At 70.7% G+C, this 22,203-nt stretch carries 23 protein-coding genes and 1 pseudogene; 13 read left to right on the forward strand and 11 right to left on the reverse strand.

Annotated elements, in window-relative coordinates; translation table 11 throughout:
* Nucleotides 1–111: 111 nt before the first annotated feature.
* From GNT64_RS03900 to GNT64_RS03915, 4 genes are all read left to right on the forward strand, one after another.
* Nucleotides 112–591 (forward strand): Lrp/AsnC ligand binding domain-containing protein, encoded by a 480-nt coding sequence (locus tag GNT64_RS03900; RefSeq protein WP_156678321.1) that lies wholly within the window; start codon nt 112–114, stop codon nt 589–591.
* A 33-nt stretch (nt 592–624) separates the two neighbouring features.
* Entirely contained in the window at nt 625–1,254 is a 630-nt protein-coding gene (locus GNT64_RS03905; RefSeq protein ID WP_156678322.1) for a LysE family translocator, read from the forward strand.
* Between the two features lie 61 nt (nt 1,255–1,315).
* A complete protein-coding gene (locus GNT64_RS03910; RefSeq protein WP_156678323.1) occupies nt 1,316–1,885 on the forward strand; it encodes a Clp protease/crotonase-like domain-containing protein in 570 nt (189 codons plus the stop codon).
* A 97-nt stretch (nt 1,886–1,982) separates the two neighbouring features.
* On the forward strand, nt 1,983–3,068 hold the full coding sequence (locus GNT64_RS03915) for a serine hydrolase (protein WP_156678324.1): 1,086 nt from the start codon (nt 1,983–1,985) through the stop codon (nt 3,066–3,068).
* A gap of 15 nt (nt 3,069–3,083) precedes the next feature.
* Here the strand turns inward: GNT64_RS03915 and GNT64_RS03920 are convergent, their stop codons facing one another.
* Both GNT64_RS03920 and GNT64_RS03925 read right to left on the reverse strand, forming a co-directional pair.
* Complete coding sequence (locus GNT64_RS03920; protein WP_156678325.1) at nt 3,084–4,610, reverse strand: anthranilate synthase component I family protein; 1,527 nt, start codon at nt 4,608–4,610, stop codon at nt 3,084–3,086.
* 10 nt (nt 4,611–4,620) lie between these two features.
* Nucleotides 4,621–6,561, reverse strand: a complete 1,941-nt coding sequence (locus tag GNT64_RS03925; RefSeq protein WP_156678326.1) for a SurA N-terminal domain-containing protein — start codon at nt 6,559–6,561, stop codon at nt 4,621–4,623.
* 133 nt (nt 6,562–6,694) lie between these two features.
* Between GNT64_RS03925 and tpiA the strand changes: the two genes are divergently transcribed.
* From tpiA to GNT64_RS03945, 4 genes and pseudogenes are all read left to right on the forward strand, one after another.
* Nucleotides 6,695–7,441: a triose-phosphate isomerase gene (tpiA, locus tag GNT64_RS03930; RefSeq protein ID WP_156678327.1), complete on the forward strand. Its 747-nt coding sequence runs from the start codon at nt 6,695–6,697 to the stop codon at nt 7,439–7,441.
* Complete coding sequence (locus GNT64_RS03935) at nt 7,438–8,739, forward strand: hypothetical protein (RefSeq protein WP_231639246.1); 1,302 nt, start codon at nt 7,438–7,440, stop codon at nt 8,737–8,739. The genes tpiA and GNT64_RS03935 overlap by 4 nt, the downstream gene beginning before the upstream one ends.
* A gap of 146 nt (nt 8,740–8,885) precedes the next feature.
* Nucleotides 8,886–9,266 (forward strand): annotated as a pseudogene (gene secG, locus GNT64_RS21500) (preprotein translocase subunit SecG); the annotation flags it as partial.
* Between the two features lie 579 nt (nt 9,267–9,845).
* Nucleotides 9,846–11,480 (forward strand): CTP synthase, encoded by a 1,635-nt coding sequence (locus GNT64_RS03945; RefSeq protein WP_156678329.1) that lies wholly within the window; start codon nt 9,846–9,848, stop codon nt 11,478–11,480.
* A 283-nt stretch (nt 11,481–11,763) separates the two neighbouring features.
* Here the strand turns inward: GNT64_RS03945 and GNT64_RS03950 are convergent, their stop codons facing one another.
* The gene (locus GNT64_RS03950) at nt 11,764–12,012 is read right to left on the reverse strand and encodes a hypothetical protein (protein WP_156678330.1); all 249 of its coding nucleotides are present in this window, start codon (nt 12,010–12,012) and stop codon (nt 11,764–11,766) included.
* Between the two features lie 553 nt (nt 12,013–12,565).
* Here GNT64_RS03950 and proS point away from each other — a divergent pair.
* The 3 genes from proS to GNT64_RS03965 are packed head-to-tail and all read left to right on the forward strand — an operon-like array spanning nt 12,566 to nt 15,805.
* Complete coding sequence (gene proS / locus GNT64_RS03955; RefSeq protein ID WP_156678331.1) at nt 12,566–13,879, forward strand: proline--tRNA ligase; 1,314 nt, start codon at nt 12,566–12,568, stop codon at nt 13,877–13,879.
* A complete protein-coding gene (locus GNT64_RS03960) occupies nt 13,876–15,126 on the forward strand; it encodes a lipoprotein-releasing ABC transporter permease subunit (protein ID WP_156678332.1) in 1,251 nt (416 codons plus the stop codon). The genes proS and GNT64_RS03960 overlap by 4 nt, the downstream gene beginning before the upstream one ends.
* A complete protein-coding gene (locus tag GNT64_RS03965) occupies nt 15,119–15,805 on the forward strand; it encodes an ABC transporter ATP-binding protein (RefSeq protein WP_156678333.1) in 687 nt (228 codons plus the stop codon). Before GNT64_RS03960 ends, GNT64_RS03965 begins: the two co-directional genes overlap by 8 nt.
* Nucleotides 15,806–16,011: 206 nt before the next feature.
* Here GNT64_RS03965 and GNT64_RS22225 read toward each other — a convergent pair whose 3' ends face one another.
* From GNT64_RS22225 to ychF, 4 genes are all read right to left on the reverse strand, one after another.
* Nucleotides 16,012–16,122: a glycine zipper 2TM domain-containing protein gene (locus GNT64_RS22225; RefSeq protein ID WP_338420407.1), complete on the reverse strand. Its 111-nt coding sequence runs from the start codon at nt 16,120–16,122 to the stop codon at nt 16,012–16,014.
* Nucleotides 16,123–16,127: 5 nt separating this feature from the next.
* Nucleotides 16,128–16,541, reverse strand: coding sequence for a hypothetical protein (locus GNT64_RS03970; RefSeq protein ID WP_338420408.1), 414 nt, complete (start codon nt 16,539–16,541; stop codon nt 16,128–16,130).
* A gap of 143 nt (nt 16,542–16,684) precedes the next feature.
* Nucleotides 16,685–17,131 (reverse strand): MaoC family dehydratase, encoded by a 447-nt coding sequence (locus GNT64_RS03975; RefSeq protein ID WP_197277275.1) that lies wholly within the window; start codon nt 17,129–17,131, stop codon nt 16,685–16,687.
* Between the two features lie 8 nt (nt 17,132–17,139).
* Nucleotides 17,140–18,240: a redox-regulated ATPase YchF gene (ychF, locus tag GNT64_RS03980; protein WP_156678334.1), complete on the reverse strand. Its 1,101-nt coding sequence runs from the start codon at nt 18,238–18,240 to the stop codon at nt 17,140–17,142.
* Between the two features lie 181 nt (nt 18,241–18,421).
* Between ychF and GNT64_RS03985 the strand changes: the two genes are divergently transcribed.
* Nucleotides 18,422–19,576: a glycosyltransferase family 4 protein gene (locus tag GNT64_RS03985; RefSeq protein WP_156678335.1), complete on the forward strand. Its 1,155-nt coding sequence runs from the start codon at nt 18,422–18,424 to the stop codon at nt 19,574–19,576.
* Here GNT64_RS03985 and GNT64_RS03990 read toward each other — a convergent pair.
* Nucleotides 19,567–20,169 (reverse strand): TIGR02466 family protein, encoded by a 603-nt coding sequence (locus GNT64_RS03990; RefSeq protein ID WP_156678336.1) that lies wholly within the window; start codon nt 20,167–20,169, stop codon nt 19,567–19,569. The two genes, GNT64_RS03985 and GNT64_RS03990, sit on opposite strands and share 10 nt — an antisense overlap.
* A 127-nt stretch (nt 20,170–20,296) precedes the next feature.
* Here GNT64_RS03990 and GNT64_RS03995 point away from each other — a divergent pair, with 127 nt between their 5' ends.
* Complete coding sequence (locus tag GNT64_RS03995) at nt 20,297–20,482, forward strand: hypothetical protein (RefSeq protein ID WP_156678337.1); 186 nt, start codon at nt 20,297–20,299, stop codon at nt 20,480–20,482.
* Nucleotides 20,483–20,500: 18 nt separating this feature from the next.
* On the opposite strand, the gene GNT64_RS04000 is transcribed toward GNT64_RS03995, so the two are convergent.
* The 3 genes from GNT64_RS04000 to GNT64_RS04010 form a co-directional block, all read right to left on the reverse strand.
* Nucleotides 20,501–20,869 carry a VOC family protein gene (locus GNT64_RS04000; RefSeq protein ID WP_156678338.1) on the reverse strand — a complete coding sequence of 123 codons (369 nt, stop codon included), beginning with the start codon at nt 20,867–20,869 and terminating at the stop codon, nt 20,501–20,503.
* A 10-nt stretch (nt 20,870–20,879) separates the two neighbouring features.
* Nucleotides 20,880–21,449, reverse strand: coding sequence for an aminoacyl-tRNA hydrolase (pth, locus tag GNT64_RS04005; RefSeq protein WP_156678339.1), 570 nt, complete (start codon nt 21,447–21,449; stop codon nt 20,880–20,882).
* 70 nt (nt 21,450–21,519) lie between these two features.
* Nucleotides 21,520–22,149 (reverse strand): 50S ribosomal protein L25/general stress protein Ctc, encoded by a 630-nt coding sequence (locus tag GNT64_RS04010; RefSeq protein WP_156678340.1) that lies wholly within the window; start codon nt 22,147–22,149, stop codon nt 21,520–21,522.
* Nucleotides 22,150–22,203: the final 54 nt, after the last annotated feature.

Genomic DNA, 22,203 nt, shown 5'->3' on the forward strand with positions numbered 1-22,203 from the left:
CTTCGGGCAGTGCTCGGCTCCTCTCCGGGACGGGCGGACGCGGGATGATTAGACGAAACGCTGTCGAATGTGCTTCGTCATTCGACCGCTTTAGGCGTAAGGTTGGCAGCGATGACGCATCCGACCAAAGATCCTTCGCTCGACGACGCCGATCTCCGAATTCTCCGCATAGTGCAGGCGGACGGGCGAATCACCAACCAGGCGCTGGCGGCGGCGGCCGGCATGTCGCCGGCGAGCTGCTTCGAGCGGGTGAAGCGGCTGCGCGCCGCCGGCGTGATCGAGCGGTTCGCCGCGCTGCTCGCGCCCGATCGCCTCGGCCTGTCGCTGCTGGTGTTCATCGAGGTGCTGCTGGACCGCACGACCGACGACGTGTTCGCCGCCTTCGCCGCGCACGTCCGCTCCGTGCCGGAGGTGCTGGAGTGTCACATGGTGGCCGGCGGCTTCGACTATCTGCTGAAGGTGCGGGTATCGGACATGGCGGCCTATCGCGCGTTCCTGGGCGGCATCCTGGCGGCGATGCCGGGCGTGCGCGAGACGCGGACCTACGCCGTGCTGGAAGAGGTGAAATCGACGACGCACCTGCCGATCTGATCTGCTACAGCCGGTGGCGAAAGGGGCCGGGGCATGGACGTGACGACATGGTGGATCTTCGCCTGCGCCACCGCGCTGATCGCGGCGACGCCGGGGCCGAACATGCTCCACATCATGACGCGCAGCGTGCGCTTCGGCTTTCGCGCCAGCACCGTGGCGATGGCCGGCTGCCTCTCCGCCGTGCTGCTGTGCGTCACCGCTTCCTCGCTGGGGCTGGGCGCGCTGCTGATGACGTCGCGCGGGCTGTTCGAGGTGCTGCGCTACATCGGCGTCGCCTATCTGCTGTGGCTCGCCTGGAAGAGCTGGACGGCGGAGGATGCGGCGGTGGACGGCGCGCCGACCGTGGCGGCCACGCGGCCGCTGCCGCCGCTGGTGATGTACCGCACCGCCTTGTTCACCGGCCTGAGCAACCCCAAGCTGATCGTGTTCGCCGCCGCCTTCTTCCCGCAGTTCATCCATGCCGACCGGCCGTGGGGGCCGCAGTTCGCGATCCTGGTCGCCACCTTCGCCACCATCGAGGTGTGCTGCTACCTGGCCTATGCGGCCGGCGGGCGGCGGCTGGCGGCCTATCTCTCCAGCGTGTCGCGGCGGCGACTGTTCAACCGGCTGACCGGCGGGCTGTTCGGCCTGTTCGGCATCGGCCTGTTCGCCTATCGCGCCTGACCGCGGATCGATCTGGCGAAGGCGGCGTTCCGGCGCCATTGACCCCGGGGGCGGAGCGATAATGAGCGACGGAATGCTGCAGCCGGCCGATTTCCGCACGCCGGCGATCCTGCTCTCGGGCACGGTCGACTACGACATGTACAGGGAGTTTCGCCGCCAGTTCGATGCGGCGGCCGAATCCGGCCTGGTCGTGATCGAGCTGACGACGCTGGGCGGCGATCCGGAAGTGGCGCGCATGATGGGGGAGGATGTGCGCTTCCACAGCGATCTCGCGCCCGAGCGGCGCATCGTGTTCCTCGGCAAGGCGGCGATCTACTCGGCCGGCACCACCTTCATGAGCTTCTTCGCGCGCGGCAACCGCTATCTGACGCGCGGCACCCGCCTGATGATCCACGAGCGCAAGCTGAAGAAGGACCTGCATGTGGAGGGGCCGCTGACGAGCTGCATCGCCGGCGTGACGGCGCTGCTGCACGAGATCGAGAGCTCGATCGCGATCCAGAACGAGGGCTTCGCCAGCCTGATCCTGGGATCGCGCGTGACGATGGAGGAGGTGCTGCGGAAGGCGCCGTACAACTGGTATATCGAGGCGGACGAGGCCGTCTCGCTCGGGCTGGTCGAGGCGGTGCTCTGATCGCATCCATCCGGCGGATTCATCCGGGATTCACCTTGAGGCGGGACAAGTCGGGGGCGCGACGGGGATCGGCCCGCCGCGCCGGGGGACCGCACCGATGACCATCAACACGGGCCGCGCGGGGGCGGCGCTGATCGGCATGGCGCTGGCCCTGGCCGGCTGCGTCTCGCCCTCCGCACCGGCGCCCGCGCCGCCGCCGCCGGTGCGCGTCGTGCAGCCGCAGCGGGTGCCGCCGGGCGCCACGCCGCGCCCGCCGGCGATGCTGCTGTCGGAGATAGAGCGGCTGGGCCGCGGCTTCGACGGCGTCGTCGGCATCGCCGTGCGGGACGTGCAGGCGGGCTGGAGCGTATCGTGGAACGGCACCGGCCGCTTCCCCCAGCAGAGCGTGAGCAAATTGTGGGTGGCGCTGACCCTGCTGGACGCCGCCGACCATGGCGTGCTGCGGCTGGACGACCCGATCACGGTGCGGCGGACGGACCTGACGCTGTTCCACCAGCCCGTGCGCGCGATGATGGGGCCGGACGGCTTCACCACCAGCATCCGCAACCTGCTGACCATCGCCATGACGCAGAGCGACAACACCGCCAACGACGTGCTGCTGAAGCGGGTGGGCGGGCCGGGCGCGGTGCGCGCGTTCTTCACCCGCGCGGCCCTGCCCGGCATCGCCTTCGGCCCGGGCGAGACGCTGCTGCAGAGCCGCATCGCCGGCATGGAGTGGAAGCCCGAATATGCCGGCGGGCAGGGCTGGCTGGTCGCCCGCGCCGCCCTGTCGCTGGAAACGCGGCGCGCGGCGATGGAACGCTACCTCGCCGATCCGATGGACGGCGCCCAGCCGGAGGCGATCGCCGCCGCGCTGGCCCGGCTGCGCAAGGGCGATCTGCTCTCGCCGTCGTCCACGCAGACGCTGCTGTCGATCATGGCATCGAGCAAGACCGGGCCGCAGCGGCTGAAGGGCGGACTTACCGAGGACTGGGCCTTCGCCCACAAGACCGGCACCGGGCAGGAGCTCGGCAGCCTTGCCACGGGCTACAACGATGTCGGCCTGCTGACCGCGCCGGACGGGCGCACCTTTGCCGTGGCGGTGATGATCGCCAGCACCCGCCAGCCCATTCCGGTGCGGATGCGGATGATGCAGGGGGTGACGCGGGCGGTGATCGCCTTTGCCGGCGCGCGGTCGGAATAGGCGACGGCCGGGGGGCTACTGGCCGAAGCCGGTCTCGCCCGCCTGCGCCACGGCCTCGCGCGCGGCGGCCAGCAGCGCCCCCGATTTCGCCTCGCACTCGCGCTGTTCCGCCTCCGGATCGCTGTCCGCGACGATGCCGGCGCCGGCCTGCACGTGCATCACGCCATCCTTCACCACCGCCGTGCGCAGGACGATGCAGGAATCCATCGATCCGTCCGGCGAGAAATAGCCGACGCCGCCGGCGTATGGCCCGCGCGTCTCCGGCTCCAACTCGGCGACGATCTCGCACGCGCGGACCTTGGGCGCGCCGGAGACGGTGCCGGCGGGGAAGCCGGCGAACAGGGCGTCCAGCGCATCCTTGTCCGGCGCCAGGCGGCCGACCACGTTCGACACGATGTGCATGACGTGACTGTATTTCTCGACCGTGTAGCTGTCCGTCACCGTCACCGTGCCGGCGGCGGCGACCCGGCCGACATCGTTGCGGCCGAGATCGAGCAGCATCAGATGCTCGGCCTGCTCCTTGGGATCGGCGAGCAGGGCGTCGCGATGGGCGTTGTCCTCCGCCGCGGTGCGGCCGCGCGGGCGCGTGCCGGCGATCGGCCGGATCGTCACCTCGCCGTCTCGCGCGCGGACGAGGATTTCCGGCGACGACCCGATCAGCGCGAAGCCCGGCAGATCGAGATAATAGAGGAAGGGCGACGGGTTGATCCGCCGGAGCGCGCGGTAGAGATCGAACGGCGGCAGCGGGAAGGGCGTGGAGAAACGCTGCGCCAGCACGACCTGGAAGATGTCGCCGGCGGCGATATAGTCCTTCGCCGCCAGCACCATCTCGCGATAGCGGCCCGGCGGCAGCGCCGGCCGGGGCTCGGGCGGGGCAAGGGCGGCGCCGCCGCGCGACCGCGCCGGCAGGGGGGCGGCGAGGCGGGCGGCGGCGGCCTCGATCCGCTCCAGCGCGCCGGCCACGGCGGCATCGGCATCGTCGGCGGACCACAGGGGGGCGATGAGGAACAGCGCATCCGCCAGCCGATCGAAGACGAGGATCAGGGTGGGGCGCACGAACAGCATGTCCGGCAAATCGAGCGGGTTGGGCGCGGGGCGGGGCAGCGCCTCGACCAGGCCGACCGTCTCATAGGCGAAATAGCCGACGAGGCAGGCGAGGGTGGGGGGCAGCCCCGCCGGCACGTCCATCCGGCACGCGCGGACGAGCGCGCGCATCGCGGCGAGCGCATCCTGCCCGCAGGGTTCGAAGGCGTCGCGATCGGTGAGCCAGCGGCGGTTGATCGCGGCGGCGGCGCCCTCCGCCCGGAAGACGAGATCGGGAGCGAGGCCGAGCAGGGTGTAGCGACCGCGCGCGGTGCCGCCCTCGACCGATTCGAGCAGGAAATCGCCGCGCCCGGGCTCGATCAGCCGCAGCGCCGCGCCCACCGGCGTGTCCACGTCGGCGATCTGCCGGCGCCACACGAGCGCCGGCCGGCCTTCGCGCAGCGCGGCGGCGGCGGCGCGATCGTCGTCGGCGGCGGCCTCATCCGCCCTGTGCGTCACCGCCCGGCGCTCACTGCTCGGCGGTGCCGCCGCCGAGCAGTTCGGCGCGCAGGCGCGCGATGGCCTTGTCGTCGCGGGTGACGCCGACTTCCTTGGCGGCGGCGTTGGCGAACTGCTCGATATACTCCTCGCCCGTCACCCGGTTGAACTGGTTGCGGGTGGCGTCGATCAGGCTCGGCTGGGTGCGCGCGTCGCCGGGCGTGACGGTATCGAGGTGGACGACGAACCAGCCGGCCGCCTGCGGCGCGGCGAGCAGCTTGGTATCGCCCTGCCGCATGCTGAACATCAGCGCCAGCGGCGGCGGCACCTGGCGATCCGCCTGCGCCAGATCCGCCTGTCGCGCGCGCGCCGGCTGCGGTGCCGGCAGCTTCACGCCGGCCGCGGCGAAGGCCTGCGCCATCGGCGTGCCGGCCTTCACCTTGGCGATGATCGCCTCCGCCACCGCCTTGGCGCGCACCGCCGCATGCGCCTTGGTGAGGCCGTCGACGATCTGCGGGCGCACCTGGGCGAGCGGCGCCGGCGCCGCCGGCACCACCTGCGCGACCTTCACGAGCGCGTACCGCTCCCCCTTGCCGATCGTCGCGACGATCGGATCGTCATCGGCGGTCGCATCCGTCACCTGGCCCACCAGCAGCGGCAGCTCGGGCGGGGTCCGCCAGTCGGCCACGCCTGGCGCCAGGCCGTTCGCCAGCACCGGCGGCGTCGTCACGGCAGTCAGCTTCTGCGCCTTGACCACGTCGTCGAAGCTGGCGCCGCCGGAGATCGCGTCCTCCATCGCCGCCACGCGCGCGGCGAGCCGCTCGTCCGCCTTCTGCTTCGTCAGGCTCGCGGCGATCTCCCCGCGCACCGCTTCCAGCGGGCGGGCCGCGACCGGCTTCACCGCGTCCACCTTGATCACGTAGAAGCCCAGCGCCGCCTTCACCGGCTGCGTCACCTGCCCGGCCGGGGCGGCGAAGGCGGCGGCGGCCACGGCAGGCGATGCCTGGGCGGCCAGCTTGTCCCGCGCGATCTCGCCGAGTGCCGTGTCGGCGGCGGTGAAGCCGGCGGCTTTGGCGGCATCGGTGAAGCTGGTGCCGCCGCGCACCTTGGCGACGAAGGCGTTGGCGGCGGTCTGATCCGGCAGGATGATCTGCTGCAGGGTGCGGGCCTCACGCGCGCCGTAGACGGACGCGTTCGCCTTGTAGAAGGCGGCGACCTCCGCCTCGGTCGGCGCGACGCCCTCGTCCCGCCCGAAGATCGCGTAGCGGATCGCGCGGCGTTCCGGGATGGCGTACCGGCCGCTGTTCTTGGCGTAGAAGGCGGCGACCTCCGCCTCCGTCGGCGGCGGGCCGGCGGGCAGCGCCTCGCTCGGCACCACGCCGATGCTGCCGGCGCGCGCTTCCAGCAGCAGCGAGGCATAGGGCGTGACGATGCCGAGCGGCACCTTCGCCGCGCCCGCGACCGGGATCAGCAGCTGCTTGCGGATCGCGTCGCCGGCCAGCTCCGTACGCAGCATCGCCTCCGTCATGCGCTGCTGGTTCAGCACCTGGCGCATGATGTTGGCGTCGAACTTGCCGGTCGGCCCGTTGAACGCGCCGATGCTGGCGATCTCGCCATCGACGAGCTTGGGGCTGACGGCGAGGCCCTGGGCGCGCGCCCAGATCTCCATCGCGCGGGCGGCGACATACTGGCCGATCGTCTGATCGAGCCCGCCCTCGTTGACGAAGCGGGTCATGTCCAGCGACTGATCCTGCTGGCGCGCCTGGGCGAGGCCGTTCTGCGCGCGGCGGCGGATGTCGCCCGCGCCGATCCGCTCGCTTCCCACCTTGGCGATGCTCTCGCCGCCGCCGGAAGGTGCGGCGCCCCTGCCGCCGGGGCCGGCCACGCCGGTGACGATGAAGGCGATCATGACGAGGCCCAGCAGCCCCAGCACCAGCCAGGAGGACAGCGCCTTGCGGAAGAAAGTGATCATCGGCCATCCGTTGCGAAGCAATCGCGCCGCCATAGAGAGGCGGGAGCGGGGCGACAAGCGGCGCGCGCCTTGCTACGGGCCGGGTTTTCTGGGCAACGGGCTTTCAGGGCAAGGGACAAGGGATCGTCTGGCGATGGCATTGCGCAAGCTGGTGGCGGGCAACTGGAAGATGAACGGATCGCAGGCCGCGCTGGCGGAGCTGGACGCGATCCTGGCGGCGGCGGACGCGCACACCACGCTGGACGTGGCGATCTGCCCGCCCTTCACCCTGATCGCGCCGGCCGCCGCACGCGTGCCCGGCCTCGCCATCGGCGCGCAGGATGTCCACATGGCGCAGAAGGGCGCGCATACCGGCTGCGTCTCTGCCGCGATGCTGGTGGAGGCGGGCGCGAGCCTGGCCATCGTCGGCCACAGCGAGCGGCGCGCCGACAATCACGAGACCGACGCGGAGGTGCAGGCCAAGGCATCGGCCGCGATCGCCGCCGGCCTCACCGCGATCCTGTGCGTCGGCGAGACGGAGGCCGAGCGCGACGCCGGCCACGCGCTCGCCGTGGTGGCGGGCCAGCTCGACGGATCGGTGCCGCGCGAGGGCACCGGCGACACCCTGGTGATCGCCTACGAGCCGGTGTGGGCGATCGGCACCGGCCGCACGCCTTCCGTGGCCGACGTGGCCGAGATGCACGCGGCGATCCGCGCCAAGCTGGACCAGCTGCTGGACGACGAGGGGCCGAAGGTGCGCATCCTCTACGGCGGATCGGTGAAGCCGGAAAATGCGGCGGAGCTGATGGCGGTGGCCGAGGTGGACGGCGCGCTGGTGGGCGGCGCGAGCCTGACGGCGGCGCAGTTCGTGCCGATCATCGCCGGCGCCGCCGCCGCGTGAGGGCGTGGATCGCCGCGGTGGCGCTGGCGCTGCTGCCGGCCGCCGCGCCAGCAGCAGCGCCGCCGCGCGCGCCGACCGCGCTGGATCGGATCGCCGAGGACTATGTCCACCTGACCCTGGAGATGGGCGAGCGCGAGCCCGGCTATGTCGACGCCTATTACGGGCCGAAGGCGTGGGCCGAGGCGGCGAAGGCGCATCCGCGCGCGGTGGCGACGCTGGCGGCCGATGCCGCCGCCCTCGGCCGCCGGCTGGGGCAGGTGGATCGCGCGACGCTGGCGCCGATCGATCGCCGCCGCGCCGCCTTCCTGGCCGCGCAGCTGACCGCCGCGCGCACGCGGATGGCGATGGCCGGCGGCGCGAAGCTGCCGTTCGTCGACGAGGCGGAGGGGCTGTTCGCGGTGCGGCCGGCGCTGAAGCCGCTCTCCGCCTTCGATCCGGTGCTCGCCCGGATCGCGTCGATCGTGCCGGGCGACGGGCCGCTGGCCGAGCGGGTGGACGCGTTCAACGCGCGCTACACGATCCCGCCCGCACGGATCGAGCCGGTGATGCGCGCCGCCATCGCCGAGTGCCGCGCCCGCACCCTGCGCCACATCGCCCTGCCGCCGGCCGAGACCTTCCGGCTGGAGCTGGTGAAGAACAAGCCGTGGAGCGGCTACAACTGGTATGAGGGCCGGGCCACGAGCCTGATCCAGATCAACACCGATCTGCCGATCCCCATCGGCCGGGCGATCGATCTGGGCTGCCACGAGGGCTATCCGGGCCACCACGCGCTCAACATGCTGCTGGAACGGGATCTGGCGGTGGGCAGGGGCTGGATCGAGTTCACCGTCTATCCGCTGTTCAGCCCGCAGTCGCTGATCGCGGAAGGATCGGCCAATTACGGCATCGACCTGGCCTTCCCCGGCGACGAGGCGGAGGCGTTCGAGGCGCGGACGCTCTATCCGCTCGCCGGGCTCGATCCGCGCGCGGCGCCCGCCTACGATGCGCTGCGCAAGGCAATGAAGGAACTCGCCGGTGCGCGCATGACGATCGCGCAGATGTATCTGGATGGCCGCATCGATCGCGAGAAGGCGATCGCGCTGACCCGCACCTACGGTCTCGTCTCGCGCGCCAAGGCGGAGCAGGGCATCCGCTTCGACGATACCTACCGCAGCTACGTGATAAACTACGGACTGGGGCAGGAGATGGTGCGCGCGCATGTCGAGGCGGCCGGCGCGGATGCGGCGGCGCGCTGGCGGGCGATGGCGCGGGTGATCTCGGAGCCGACGCTGCCGGCGGATCTGACGGGCGCGCGGTAGCGCCGGGCGCCTGCCGTCGGGCCGGTTGAACGGCTGGCGCTTAGCCTGTAGAGGCGCGAGACAAAGGCCCGGCCGCTGCCCGGGCGGCGGGGCACGGCGGCCATCCGGCGGTTCCGCACCGATCAAGATTCGAGAAAAGAGACGCCATGTTCACCTTCCTCCTCGTCGTGCATGCGATCATCGCGGCAGCCCTGGTCGCCGTGATCCTGATGCAGCGATCGGAGGGTGGCGGGCTCGGCATGGGGGGCAGCCCCTCCGGCCTGATGAGCGCGCGCGGCGCCGCCGACTTCCTGACGCGGGCGACGACGATCCTCGCCTCCGCCTTCATCCTGCTCTCGATCGGCCTGGCGGCGCTCGCCACCTTCCAGCGCGGCCCGCGCGAGATCGACACCTCGCTCGCCCGCCCGACGGCGCCGAGCCTGCCTGCCACCAGCGTGCCGCTGGCCGCCGATCCGCTGAGCGCCGCCGCGGCCGGCGCCGCCGCCAACGGCCCGTCGAGCGGCACCGGCGCGATCGTGCCGGCGACGCCGGGCACCGCCGGCCCGGCCACCGCGCCGGCCCAGGTGGCGCCCGTTACGACGCGCGCCGGGGAGCCGGCCGCGACCCGCGAGACGCCTGCGGCCCGCGAGACGACCGCCAAGCCGCGCGCCGAGACGCCGAAGGCCGAGACGAGGACGGCGCCCGCCAGGCCGGCCGCCGCCGCCGCGGAGCCGGTGACGATCACGCCGCCCGCGCCCGTGACGACGCCGACGCAGACGCCCTCCGGACAATGACCTGATCCGCCGGCCCTCGGAGGAGGGCCGGCTGTAGAGCCGAGGGCGCCCCGGCCCTTATCGTCGTCGCTGCGGCGAGGGTTGGAGCCACTCTCTCAAACGGCTGCGGCGGTGAGAGCGATGGATCGCAGCCCCTGCTGGAACGACGAGGAGATTAGCGGGCCGTTCCTCGCGGCGGGGGCTCAGCCTCGCGCAGCCGCGCCCCGACGGGTTCGCCTCGCGGTCCTCGCCTTCACTCTCGGCGATCGCCCCCGGCGCCTTTCTCCGTTCATCCCACTTCGATCGTGCGCGCCCTTGCGGGTGTCGCCGATCCCCGGCTAGGGCTCTCCTCCCATGACGCGGTTCATCTTCATCACCGGCGGCGTGGTCTCCTCGCTCGGCAAGGGCCTCATGGCGGCCAGCCTCGCCGCTCTCCTCCAGGCGCGCGGCTATAGGGTCCGCATCCGCAAGTTCGATCCGTACCTCAACGTCGATCCCGGCACGATGTCGCCCTACCAGCATGGCGAGGTGTTCGTGACCGACGACGGGGCCGAGACCGATCTCGACCTCGGCCATTACGAGCGGTTCACCGGCGTGCCGGGCCGCCAGAGCGACAACGTCACGTCCGGCCGCATCTACCAGACGATCATCGCCAAGGAGCGGCGCGGCGACTATCTGGGCGCCACGGTGCAGGTGATCCCGCACGTGACGGACGCGATCAAGCAGTTCGCCCGCGCCGATACCGACGATCTCGATTTCGTGCTGTGCGAGATCGGCGGCACCGTGGGCGACATCGAATCGCTGCCGTTCATGGAGGCGATCCGCCAGTTGCGGAACGATCTGGGCCGCAACGCCAGCGTGTTCGTGCACCTCACCCTGGTGCCCTATATCGCGGCGGCGGGCGAGCTGAAGACCAAGCCGACCCAGCACAGCGTGCGCGACCTGACAGCGCTGGGCATCCAGCCCGACGTGCTCGTCTGCCGCTGCGACCGGCCGCTGCCGGAGGGCGAGCGCGCGAAGATCGCCCTGTTCTGCAACGTGCGCAAGGAGGCGGTGATCCCCGCGCTGGACGCGCGGACGATCTACGGCGTGCCGCTGCAATATCATGCCGAGGGACTGGACGCGGCGGTGCTGGACGCCTTCTCCATTCCGCCCGGCCCCAGCCCGGACCTGCGGCGGTGGGACGACATACTCGACCGGCTCGGCAATCCCGAGGGCGAGGTGACGGTGGGTGTCGTCGGCAAATATACCGGGCTGCTGGACGCCTACAAGTCGCTGCACGAGGCACTGGTGCACGGCGGCATCGCCAACCGGGTGAAGGTGAACATCCGCTGGCTGGATGCCGAGCTGTTCGAATCGGACGAGTCGGACGTGGCGGCGCAGCTGGAGCCGCTGCACGCGATCCTGGTGCCGGGCGGCTTCGGCGAGCGCGGATCGGAGGGCAAGATCGCCAGCGTCCGCTTCGCGCGGGAGCGGCGGGTGCCGTTCTTCGGCATCTGCCTGGGTATGCAGATGGCCTGCATCGAGGGCGCGCGCAACACCGCCGGCATCGCCGCCGCCTCCACCACCGAGTTCGGCCCCACCACCGAGCCCGTCGTCGGCCTCATCACCGAGTGGGAGTCGGAGCGCGGGCGCGAGCTGCGATCGGTCGAGGGCGATCTTGGCGGCACGATGCGGCTGGGCGCCTATCCGGCGAAGCTGGCCGGCAACAGCCAGGTGCGCGGCATCTACGGCGCGGAGACGATCAGCGAGCGGCACCGCCACCGCTTCGAGGTGAACGTCCACTATCGCGCGGCGCTGGAGGAAGGCGGGCTCGTCTTCTCCGGCATGTCGCCCGACGGCACCCTGCCGGAGATCGTCGAGCGGCCGGATCATCCCTGGTTCGTCGGCGTGCAGTTTCACCCGGAGCTGAAATCGAAGCCGTTCGATCCCCACCCGCTGTTCGCCAGCTTCATCGCGGCGGCGCTCAGGCAGAGCCGGCTGGTGTAGCGGGAAGGCGGCGTTCTTCGAGACGCCGCTTCGCCAGTCCGGGTGTTCAGCAGGCCAGATCGACGCTGAGCTTTTCGCATGTCCGCTGATCCTGAGGAAGGGCTGAGCGGAGGCGAAGACCCGTCTCGAAGGACCAGTCATGCCCTTCGAGATGCCATTTCGACACGCTCAATAGGTCCTCAGGATGAGCGGTTTGCCCAGAATACGTGTAAGAATCGGCTTGGTTCGCTCAATGTCCATACGCTCTGATCGACGTCGAGCGTTTCGCACGCTCCCGCCGGTGTCAGCGCGCGATGTCGGTCGGCGGAGGCGGAGCGTTGGCGATGGTGGGCGGACGAGCGTTGCCGAGGGCGACGGCGACCGGATCGTCGCTTGATCCGGCAGGGGCCGCGTGGCTCGCCGACGGAGCCTTGCCGCCGATGCCGGCCACGCTGTCGACGATCTCCGACGCCATGAAGCAGACGCCTGCGGCCCACATGAGCGCCACCCAGCGGTTGCGGAAGATCGCGCTCGTGCGGAACGGGAAGAGCATGCGGCCACCATAGGCCGCATGCGGTTAGCGGATCGTAAAGCTCAGACCGGGTCGGAGGGCGCGGCCGGGATCGGATCGGCCGGGGAAGGGATCGGCGGATCGACCGGCGCGTCGTTGGGCACTTCGGGCACGGGGGGCTGGCTGGCCATCGCATGATCTCCTGCTTGCGGGTGCCATGGGAAACGCAAGGGGACCGCCAAGGGTCCGGCGGTGTCCACCAAGGCCAGAAAAGCCGAACGCCCGGATCGCATTTTGCGACCCGGGCGCCCGCATGACGAAAGCTCGTCAACCCCCAATAGTCGGCTCGGCGCCCGCACGCTGCGTCCGTCCCCCCGAACGGTGCAGCGGGGCGCCGAGGCCTCCCCGAACCATGGCCTTGCGCCTGTGCTCGTGGCCATTCTGGTAGCTATGTTTCCGTTCCATGTCATGACGGATGTCGCGGGCTGCCGCCGAAATGGCGGGGCCTGTGCCTATTGCGCAACAGCCCTGCCGGTTGCCCCAAGGCACCCGCCAGCCTAGAGCGGCGCAACACCCAGAGGATCAACGAGCCGTTATGCGTCTTTCCCGCCACTTCCTGCCCGTGATGAAGGAGTCGCCGGCCGACGCGCAGATCGTCAGCCACAAGCTGATGCTGCGCGCGGGCATGATCCGCCAGACCGCCGCCGGCATCTACGCCTGGCTGCCGCTGGGGCATCGCGTGCTGCGCAGGATCGAGCAGATCGTGCGCGAGGAGCAGGACAAGGCGGGCGCGATCGAGCTGCTGATGCCGACGCTGCAATCGGCCGATCTCTGGCGCCAGTCCGGCCGCTACGACGCCTACGGGCCGGAGATGCTGCGCATCACCGACCGGCACGAGCGCGAGATGCTCTACGGGCCGACCAACGAGGAGATGATCACCGCCCTGTTCCGCGACGGCGCGCGCAGCTATCGCGACCTGCCGCGCACGCTCTACCACATCCAGTGGAAGTTCCGCGACGAGGTGCGGCCCCGCTTCGGCGTGATGCGCGGGCGCGAGTTCCTGATGAAGGACGCCTACTCGTTCGATCTGGACGAGGCGGGCGCGCGCCACAGCTACAACCGCATGTTCGTGGCCTATCTGCGCACCTATGCCCGGCTGGGCCTGCGCGCGATCCCGATGCAGGCCGATACCGGCCCGATCGGCGGCGACCTTTCCCACGAGTTCATCGTGCTGGCGCCGACCGGCGAGAGCGAGGTGTTCTATCACGCGAACTGGGAGCGGGACCGGCTGCTGCAGGTGGATGCCGACGACGCGGCGGCGCTGCAGACCTTCGTCTCCGGCCTCACCGCCGATTACGCCGCCACCGACGAGAAGCGCGATCCGGAGCGGGAGGCGGCGGCGGGCGAGGCGCTGAAACAGTCGCGCGGCATCGAGGTGGGACACATCTTCTACTTTGGCACCAAATATTCGGCCGCGATGGGCCTGAAGGTGCAGGGGCCGGAGGGGGCCGAGGTGATCCCGCAGATGGGCAGCTACGGCATCGGCGTATCGCGGCTGGTGGGCGCCATCATCGAGGCGAGCCACGACGATCGCGGCATCGTCTGGCCCGAGTCGGTCGCGCCGTACAAGGTGGGCCTCATCAACATGCGTGCGGACGACGCGGCCTGCACCGCCGCCGCCGACGATCTCTACGCGAAGCTCTCGGCGGCAGGCGTGGAGGTGCTGTACGACGATCGCGACGAGCGCGGCGGCGCCAAGTTCGCGACGATGGACCTGATCGGCCTGCCCTGGCAGATCGTGATCGGCCCCAAGGGGCTGGAGCGGGGCGTTGTGGAGCTGAAGAACCGCGCCACCGGCGAGAAGGTGGAGATCGCCGCCGACGAGGCGCTGACGAGGATGGCGGGGTGATCCTCTCCTCCTACGAACGCATGATCGCCCGGCGCTATCTGCTGCCGGGCAAGGGCGAGGGGTTCATCTTCCTCGTCGCCTCGATCAGCCTGGTGGCGGTGATGCTGGGGGTCGCCGCGCTCATCATCGTCATGTCGGTGATGAACGGCTTCCGTGCCGAGCTGTTCGACAAGATCATCGGGCTGAACGGCCACGCCGTGGTGCAGGGCTATGGCGGCCGCCTGCCCGACTGGCAGGATATCGTCCGCACCGCCCGCGCCACCCCCGGCATCACCAAGGCGACGCCGCTGATCGAACAGCCGCTGATGGCCAGCTACGAGGGCCGGGTGGAGGGCGTGCTGGTGCGCGGCATGCTGCCGGAGGACATCCGCGCCAACCGCACGATCCAGGAGAAGGTGGTCGCCGGCAACATGGCCGACGTGACGCCCGGCAGCGGCCGGGTGGCGATCGGCGCGCGGCTTGCCGAGGCGCTGGGCGCGAACGTGGGCGGGCAGATCAGCCTCATCAGCCCGCAGGGGCAGACGACGCCGTTCGGCACCGTGCCGCGCATCGTCAGCTACACGGTGGCGGCGATCTTTGAGGTGGGCGTCTACGACTATGACAAGTCGTTCGTCATCATGCCGATCGCCGACGCGCAGACGCTGCTGATGCTGGGCGACGCGGTGGGCATGGTGGAGATCGAGACGGTGGACGCGGACCGGGTGGCGACGATCCTGCCGCCGCTGGCGGACAAGGTGGGCAAATCCGGCGTCGTCACCGACTGGCGATCGATGAACGCATCCCTGTTCGAGGCGCTGGCGGTGGAGCGGGTAGCGATGTTCGTCGTGCTCTCGCTCATCATCCTCGTCGCGGTGTTCAACATCCTCTCGTCGCTGATCATGCTGGTGCGCGCCAAGACCCGCGACATCGCCATCCTGCGGACGATGGGGGCGTCCCGCTCCGCCATGGTGAAGATCTTCATGACGGTGGGGGTGACGATCGGCGCGCTGGGCACCGCCGCGGGCATCGTGCTGGCGTTCGTCTTCCTGTTCTTCCGCCAATCGGTGGTGAACGCCATCCAGTTCCTCACCGGGCAGAATCTGTGGGATCCCTCGATCCGCTTCCTCACCGAGCTGCCGGCCAAAACCGATCCGTTCGAGGTGCTGGCGATCGTGGCGCTGGCGATCGGCTCCGCCTTCCTGTTCACGCTCTATCCGGCGTTCAAGGCGGCGAACACCGATCCGGTGCAGGTGCTGCGCTATGAGTGAGCGCGGCGCCGGCGACGTGCTGGCCGTGACCGGGCTGTGCCGCAGCTTCCGCCAGGGCGAGACGGTGATCGAGGTGCTGCGCGGCGTGGACCTGCACGTGGGCGCGGGCGAGATCGTGGCACTGCTCGGGCCGTCCGGCTCCGGCAAGTCGACGATGTTGCAGGCGGTGGGGCTGCTGGAGGGCGGGTTCGAGGGTTCGATCCGCATCGCCGGCGAGGAAGCCGCGCGCCTGGACAATGACGGGCGGACACGGGTGCGGCGCGACGCGCTGGGCTTCGTCTACCAGTTCCACCACCTGCTGCCCGATTTCTCGGCCGCCGAGAATGTCGTGCTGCCGCAGCTGATCCGCGGCGCCGGGCGGCCGGATGCGGAGGCGCGGGCGGCGTCGCTGCTGGGCGCGCTGGGCCTGGCGCACCGGCTGACGCATCGGCCGGCGCAGCTTTCCGGCGGCGAGCAGCAGCGCGTGGCGGTGGCGCGCGCGCTGGCCAATGCGCCGAAGCTGGTGCTGGCCGACGAGCCGACCGGCAATCTGGACGAGGCGACGGCCGACGTGGTGCTGGCGGAGTTCCTGCGGCTGGTGCGCGGCGAGGGCAGCGCGGCCCTGGTCGCGACGCACAATGAGCGGCTGGCGGCCAAGATGGACCGCGTCGTGCGGCTGCACGAGGGGCGGCTGGGGTAATTTCTACCTCGCCCGCCCCGAGGGGGGGGGCGAGCAGAACATCATGGAGGGGGAGCGCGGCACGCGCCAAGGCAGCGTGTGTCGCGCTCCCCCTCCACCATCCTGCGGATGGTCCCCCTTTCCGTGCCGGGGAGGAATGGTGGCTGCTCCGGTCTTCGCTTGGCCTCTCTCCACGAAAGCGGTTCGAGGCTTTCGATCGGACGGATCTAGCGGCAGCGGACGTTCTGGTTGTTCTGCTCCACCGATCGGCCGAGGAGGGCGCCCAGGGCGCCGCCGATCAGGGTGCCGCCGGTGCGGTGGCGGCCGCCGTCCAGCACGTTGCCTAGGATGCCGCGCCGGCGGCGCCGATGATGAGGCCGGTCGTGCCGTCCGTGCGCTGGCAGTAATAGCGTCCGTCCGACCCGCGATAGACCTGGTCGTTCGACGACAGCACCCGCTCGCGGTAGCGCGGATCGTCGCGATAGTCGCGCGCGGCATCATAGTCGGTGGCGAAGCGATCGTCGTCGACGCCGGGCGGCGGGGGCGGCGGCGCGCTGCCGTAGCGGCCCGGCCCGCCGCGATCGCGCGCGCGGGCGTCGTAGTAGAGGTCGCGTTCCTGATAATAGCGGTCCGTCTCCGCCCGGTAGCGGGACTGGGCCGCATCCCAGCGCCGCTGATCGGCCGCGTTCTGCGCGAGCAGGGGGGAGGAGAGGGCGGGCACTGCCACCAGCGCCAGCGCCAAGAGCCGGGTCTTCATCGTCATTGTCTCCAGCAATGGCCGCGCCTGGCGGCGTGGCCCCGGCGCATCGATCGGCGCCAGCGGCTTAACCGCCGGTGAGCGGAGCGGTTGCCGGCCGATCATGATGCTCTTGTCATGCCGCCGTCAGGATCGCGACAGCCTCAGCCGCGCGGCCAGAACGCGCTTGCGGTGAAGGAGAGGACGGCGTCGCCATCCTGGTTGATCGTGCGCGTGCGCGAGGTGACGACGCCGCGATCGGGCCGGCTGGCGAGCGGGCGCATCGCCAGCACCTCCGCCTCCACCGAGAGGATGTCGCCGGGAAAGACGGGCTTCAGGAAACGCATCTCGTCCACCCCCGGCGAGCCGAGCGAGGTGCCGCCGAGCGCCTGCCAGCGATCGACCATCATCCGCATCGTCATCGCGGCGGTATGCCAGCCGCTGGCGGCGAGGCGGCCGAAGATCGGGTTGGCCGCCGCCGCCGCATCGTCGAGGTGGAAGGGCTGCGGATCGTAGGCGGCGGCGAACGCCAGCACCTCCTCGCGCGAGACGGCGTAGGCGCCGAAGCGATCGACCTGGCCGACGACGAAATCCTCGAAGCGGATCGGCATGCCGCCGATCACACGTTGAAGCGGAACAGCATGATGTCGCCGTCCTGCGTCACATAGTCCTTGCCTTCGGAGCGCAGCCTGCCAGCCTCGCGGGCGCCGGCCTCGCCGTTGCAGGCGACGTAGTCGGGATAGGCGATCGTCTCCGCGCGGATGAAGCCGCGTTCGAAGTCGGTGTGGATCACGCCGGCGGCCTGCGGCGCCTTCGATCCGCGATCCACCGTCCAGGCGCGCGTCTCCTTGGGGCCGGCGGTGAAGAAGGTGATGAGATCGAGCAGCGCGTAGCCGGCGCGGATCACGCGAGCGAGGCCGGTTTCGGCCAGGCCGAGATCGGAGAGGAACTCGGCGCGGTCGGCCGGATCCAGCGTCACGATCTCCGCCTCGATCGCGGCGGAGACGACGACGGCCTTCGCGCCCTCCGCCGCCGCCTTCTCGAACACGCGGGCGGAGAGGGCGTTGCCCTCCGCCGCCGATCCCTCGTCCACGTTGCACACGTAGAGCACCGGCTTGGCGGTGAGCAGCTGCGCCTGGGAGAAGATGCGCTGCTCGTCCTCGTCGGCCGGACGGGTGAGGCGCGCCGGGCTGCCCTCGCGCAGCAGCGCCAGCGCCTTGCCGAGCACGGATGCGGCGGCCTTCGCCTCCTTGTCGCCCTGCGCCGCCTTCTTCTGGAAGGCGGGCACGCGCTTCTCCAGCGATCCGAGGTCGGCGAGCATCAGCTCGGTCTCCACCGTCTCGGCATCGGCGATCGGATCGACCTTGCCCTCGACATGGGTCACGTCGCCGCCCTCGAAGCAGCGCAGCACATGCACGATCGCGTCCACCTCGCGGATGTTGGCGAGGAACTGGTTGCCGAGCCCCTCGCCCTTGGAGGCGCCGCGCACCAGCCCGGCGATGTCGACGAAGGCGAGCTGCGTCTCGATGATCTTGGCGGAATGGGCGATCCGCGCGATCTCGTTCAGGCGCGGATCGGGCACGGCCACCTGGCCGACGTTCGGCTCGATCGTGCAGAAGGGATAGTTCGCCGCCTGCGCCGCCGCCGTCTCCGTCAGCGCATTGAACAGGGTCGATTTGCCGACGTTCGGCAGCCCGACAATACCGCAGCGAAAACCCATCGTTCCATCCCACAGTGCAAGGATCGGCCCCGATAGGCCGAATGGCGGCGCGATGCCAGTGGCGGCGGCGGCGCGGCCCGTGGCGCCGCACCCGCGCGCTCTGGTCCGGAACCGAGCGGTCTTTTGCGCCGCAGCATCGGCGGCCGCCTAGAAGATCGCGGAGTAGCGCAGGGAGGATGGCGTGGCGGCACGGATCGTGATCTTCGTGAACGGCGACTTCACCGCCCCGGAAAGCGGATCCCACATTCGTTTCGCCGATCAGATCGCCTGCGTGGCGCGCCACTTCGCCGACGTCTCGGTCTATTCCTATCGCGAGCATGACGTGGCGCCGTGGACGGAGGCGGCGCAGCAACGCTTCGCCGCGCAATTCCCCGGGGTGACGCTGATCCTTGAGCCCGGCGGCCGGCCGGTGCGGCTTGCCATGCGGGCGAAGAACCTGGCGCTGATGGCGATGCCGCACCGCGCGAGGGCGATCGCGGCCGCGTCGCGCCACGGCGCCACGCCGCTGCTGCGGGCGCTGGTGCGCGATCCGCGAACCGTCTTCCTCGTCAACTTCACCGACGGGCTGACCGAGCTGAACGGCGTGCCGCTGGAGCGCGCGATCGTCGACACGATCGACATCAAGTTCGTGCGCTACGCCAAGCTGCGCGGCCTCTCCCTGTTCGGCGCGAAGGCGCTGCTGCGGATGCGATCGGAACTGGGCCTGCTCTCGCAGGTGCGCGGGCTGATCGCGATCTCGCAGGCGGAGGCGCAGGCGTTCCGCATCCTGCTGCCGACGACCGAGACCTTCTACGTGCCGCGCTACACCGCGCCGGACATCGCGATCGATCGCGACGTGCCCCGCACGATCGACATCCTCTTCGTGGGATCGCTGAACCGCTACAATGTCGAGGGGCTTGCCGGCTGGCTGGCGGAGAACCGCGCGTGGCTGGCGCCGTTCAAGATCGCGGTGGCCGGCAAGGTGTGCGACGCGCCGGAGCTGCGGGCGCTGGCGCGGGACTGGCCGGCGCTGGCGCTGATGGGCTTCGTCGACGAGCTCTCGGGCGTCTATGCGCGGGCCGCTCTGGTGGTGTCGCCGGTGGAGGGCACCGGGCTGAACATCAAGGTGATGGAGGCGCTGGCGCATGGCAAGCCGGTGCTCGCCTCGCGCCACTCGCTGGCCGCGCTGCCGCCGGGCGCCGAGGCGTGCGCCTTCCCGATCACGCGCGACGGCGTGGAAGCGATGCTCGCCGATCCCGCACGGCGGGGCGCGGCGGAGGTGGCGGCGGCGGCCTATGGCCGGGCGATGGCGCAGTCCGGCGACCTGCCGGCGCTGCTGGGCGCGCTTCAGCGATAGTTGAAGCTCACGCTGATCCGCTCCTCCCGGCCCGTACCGGCGATCACCTCGTGGCGCAGCCAGCTTTCCCACAGCAGCAGCGTGCCGGGGCGCGGGGCGACCTTGACGAACCGGTGCAGCTCGTCCGGGGCATCCTCCAGCAAGGTGGGCGCGGCCATCATCAGCGGCAGGCGGGGATCCTCCAGCCGCAGCGCACCGGCGCCTTCCGGCACGACGACGTAGACGGTGCCGGACACGACGCTGTGCGGGTGGATGTGGCCACCGTGCGCGCCACCCGGCTTCAGGACGTTGACCCACAGGCTGTCCAGCTTCAGCCGCCGGCCGCCGAGATCGAAGGCGCAATCGCCGGCAAAGGCCGCGACGTGGCGGGCGAGGCGGCGGACGAGATCGGCGAAGCGCGGATCGCGTTGCGGCAGGTCGGCCAGCGAGGCGTAGCTGGTATAGCCGCGATAGCCGTGATCGCGCGACCAGGCACGGCCGGCGCGATCCTCGGCTGCCAGGGCGCGGCAGGCATCGGCCAGCTCGGCGAGGAAGGCGGGCTCGTCGATGCGATCTTCGTAGAGGCGGGTGACGAACAGGCTGCGGCTGGGCATGCGGATCCTCCGGCGACGGTCGGGCGATAGGCGCGCCCGCGGTGGAGCGCCAGTGCGGCGGGGCGGGCGGCGGAACGGGGCGGTGCGGGCTTCGTTATCCCGTCACCATCCGCCAAGGAGACGTGACATGACCCAGCAGACCGGTGGCGATACCGACCAGGAAGCCGAGACCACGCTGCCGCTGACGCCCGAGGAGGTCGCCCGCCGCCGCGCGCGCGAGCTTGCGAGCGACAATGGCGATGCGAGCCATCAGGGCGGCGCCGGCGCGCAGGGCGGCCAGGCGGACTTCGGACTGCCCAAGAACTTCAGCTGATCGGGACCGAAGCCGCCGCTATTCCACCCGCCACGGGGGAAAGCGGCGGTTCTCCCCGGCATGATATAGGCAAATCCGGTTGCCGGCGGGATCGAGCAGGCGTGCCTCGCGCCAGAGCCAGCTTTCATCGCGTGGCAGTTGATCGAAAATCAAGCCGGCGGCCATGAGCGACGCGACACGGTCGTCGAGGTTGTCGCACTCGAAATAGATCGTCGTGGTGGATGCGGCCATGTCCATCGCGTGGATCGAGAAGGTTTCGCCGGTCGGCGTTTCGAAGCGGGCGTAGCGGGGCGGGGTGTGCACGATCCTCCGCAGGCCCAGGGCCGTGTAGAACGCGCAGGACGCGTCATAGTCGAGGCAGCCAACGGTGACCTGGTTGAGCCTCACGCACCCGCCCTCAAGCTTGCAGCCTCAGCGCCACCTCGTTCATGAAGCGCACGTCGTCGGGTTCGGCCAGGCGCGGCGCTTCGGCGGCGATCGCGCCGAGCATGTCGGCCAGCGGCTCCATCTCGGCCTTGGCGTAATTGCCGAGGACGTGTCCGGTCACGCGATCCTTGTGGCCCGGATGGCCGATGCCGATCCGCACGCGGCGATAGGGATTGCCGATATGCGCCTCCATCGACCGGAGGCCGTTATGGCCGGCAGTGCCGCCGCCCACCTTCACCTTCACCTTGAACGGCGCAAGATCGAGCTCGTCGTGGAAGGCGGTGACGTCGCCCACTTCGCCTTTGTAGAAGCGCATCGCCTCGCCCACGGCGCGGCCGCTCTCGTTCATGAAGGTGGCGGGTTTCAGCAGCAGGATGCGGCGCGTGCCGATGCGGCCCATAGCCGACCAGCCTTGGAACGCCTTCTTCCACGGATCGAAGCCATGGACCTCGGCTATGGCGTCCACCGCCATGAAGCCGACATTGTGCCGGTTGAGCGCATGTTGCGCGCCGGGATTGCCGAGGCCGACCCAGATCTGCATGGCGCCAACCGCGTGAGAGTAAGGCCCGGTCCCGCCGCCCCGACCGGGATCGGGGCGGCGGGCGGGATCGTCAGCTCGCGGAGGAAGCGGCGTCCGCCGCGGCATCCTCGGCCGCGTCGGCGGCGCTCAGCAGCGCGGACGGGGCGACGATCGTGGCGATCGTCAGGTCGCTGGCATGGCTCGCCGCCTCGGCGCCGGCAGGCAGCTTGACGTCGGAGATATGGATCGTCGCGCCGACATCGAGGCCGGCGAGCGAGATCAGGATCTGCTCCGGGATCTCGGCCGCGTCGCAGACGAGCTCCAGATCGTGAACGACGACGTTCAGCACCGCGCCGCGCTTGATGCCGGGCGAGGCCTCCTCGTCGGTGAAGTGCACCGGCACGTTCACGTGGACCTTGCTGTGCTCGCCGATGCGCAGGAAATCGACGTGAAGCGGGCGATCGCTGACCGGGTGGAACTGGACGTCCTTGGGCAGGGTGCGCAGGCTCTGGCCGCCGGCGTCGATCATCACGACGCTGTTCATGAAGTGGCCGGTGTGCAGCATCTTCATCAGCGCCTTCTCCTCGATGTGGATCGAGAGGGCTTCCTGCTTGTTGCCGTATACCACGGCGGGGACGCGGCCTTCGCGACGCATGGCGCGGGAGGCTCCCTTGCCTGCCCGCTCGCGCGTCTCGGCCGACAGGTTGAGCACGTCGCTCATATCATGTCTCCAGTTCGCTTGGTTGAAACACGCGCACCGCCTCCAGGGATGACC

It is taken from the genome of Sphingomonas profundi (assembly GCF_009739515.1).
GTDB lineage: Bacteria > Pseudomonadota > Alphaproteobacteria > Sphingomonadales > Sphingomonadaceae > Alterirhizorhabdus > Alterirhizorhabdus profundi.